The organism is Acidobacteriota bacterium (assembly GCA_016196065.1).
Lineage (GTDB): Bacteria > Acidobacteriota > Terriglobia > Terriglobales > Acidobacteriaceae > Acidiflorens.
Map to the genome: position 1 here is coordinate 1 of JACPYL010000013.1, position 1,768 is coordinate 1,768.

The 1,768-nt window shown below is 58.9% G+C and carries 1 protein-coding gene; it reads left to right on the top strand.

Going from position 1 to position 1,768, the window contains the following annotated elements; genetic code table 11:
* Positions 1 to 375 precede the first annotated feature (375 nt).
* Positions 376 to 1,674 (top strand): IS1380 family transposase, encoded by a 1,299-nt coding sequence (locus HY010_15860; GenBank protein MBI3477209.1) that lies wholly within the window; start codon positions 376 to 378, stop codon positions 1,672 to 1,674.
* The last annotated feature ends 94 nt before the right edge of the window (positions 1,675 to 1,768 follow it).

Genomic DNA, 1,768 nt, shown 5'->3' on the forward strand with positions numbered 1-1,768 from the left:
AAAATGGGGAGGGAAATACCTTTATGGTTCGCACTTCCCTCCCCCGAAGTGGGTTTAGCCAGGCGCTCATGCCACGTGAACGCCTTCAAGAAATGCTCCTAGCTTGTCCGTCGTCCGGAACTTCGGAATAGCGTCCAACTCTTTTAAGGCCGAGGTGAACGCGTTCGAGAGACTCCACATAGTCCGCGGCCCGAACTCCTCATGCTGAGGATCGAAGTAGCGATTGTACACGACTCGGGCCAAGTGCCTGGGTACCTTAACCTGAAACCTGCGCCATGAGACTCCAAGGAACTCCGGAAACGCTTGTTAGAAACGGCCCGGACTGCTACTTTGCCTTTTGCAACGAACCCTCACTAAAAGTTAGCATTGGTAGCAATGGCACGGGGACCTCGAAAACTGCGCGTTGCCGCTGATGGCGTCGGCCTCACTCAGTTCGGCGGCGTAGCGCTGATCGAGCACTTTTTTCAGCACATCGGCTTGCAGGGTGCCTTCTCGCGGCACATCCGGTTCACCCAGAGAAACAACCGCTACAGCATCAGCGAATCTCTGAAAGCTTTGCTCTATCCGCTGATCCTGGGTCTGGGCCGGATCGAGACCACCGAGCCGCTGCGCCACAACGGCGTCTTTCAGTACCTGGCGGGCTTGCCGGGATACCCGGAAGCGACCAGCTTGCGGCGCTTCCTCGAACGGTTCGCTCGTTTGGGACGCAAGGCCTTGCTGCAGTTGCACGACCGTTGGCGGACCGCCATGCTCGGACAACCCGCCCGAGCGATCTTCGATCTCGACAGCACGGTGCTGACGGTCTATGGCCGTCAGGAACGAGCCGAGGTGGGCTACAACCCCAAGAAGCGCGGGCGCCCCTCTTACCTTCCGCTGTTGTGCTTCGAGGGGAACACTCAGGATTGTTGGGAGGGCAGCTACCATCCCGGCGACACCCACGTCTCGACGATCACGATCCCGTTGCTGGAGCGTGCCTTCGCCAAATTGCCAGAACCGATCAGAGAAGTAAGAGTTCGCGCCGATGGAGCGTTCTTCGATCACAAAATCGTCGAGTTTATCGAGGGAAAGAAAGCCTTTTATGTGATCGTCGCTCGGCTCACCCATCCGCTGAAGAATCGCTTGCAGGGACTGCGCTACCGTCGTATCTCCTCGGGGGTGTGGGCGGCGGAGTTCCGGTATTGCCCGCAGGGGTGGCCCGGGCCGCGACGCTTCGTGGTGATCCGTCGGCCGGTGCCCGAAGAACCTTCGGCGCAGTTGCACCTGTTTCAGATGGGTGGCTACAGCTATCAGCTCTTGGTGACCAATCTTGCGCTGCAGCCGCTGCACCTGTGGCGCTTCTACAATCAGCGGGCCCGCGCGGAGTTGATTATCCGGGAATTGAAAGACGCCTACGCGTTGGGAAAGATTCCCACCAAAGACTTCACGGCCAACGAGGCCTTCTTCCAGATTGTCTTGCTGGCCTACAACCTGCTGAATTGGTTCAAGCGTCTCTGTGCTCCGGTTCATCTGCAACGGGCGACGCTGCACCGCCTTCGGCAACGGTTGTTTGTCGTACCCGCACAGGTTGTCCGGCCCGGAAACGTTCTGACCTTGCGCTTGGCGCCGGGCTACGCCTTCGCGGCAGACTTCCTTAACACACTCCGGCGCATCCGCCAATTGCCGCCGCCTTTCTGAGCCCTGGGCCTGCAACCGCACAAATCTCTCGGAGAAACCGAGGGCTCGCTGGAAGTCACAAAGCGTCATTCTTCACGCCGGTTTCAGGTTAAGT

Coding starts and splice junctions, on each gene's coding strand:
- HY010_15860 (MBI3477209.1), top strand. CDS start 376: ATGGCACGGGGACCTCGAAAACTGCGCGTTGCCGCTGATGGCGTCGGC.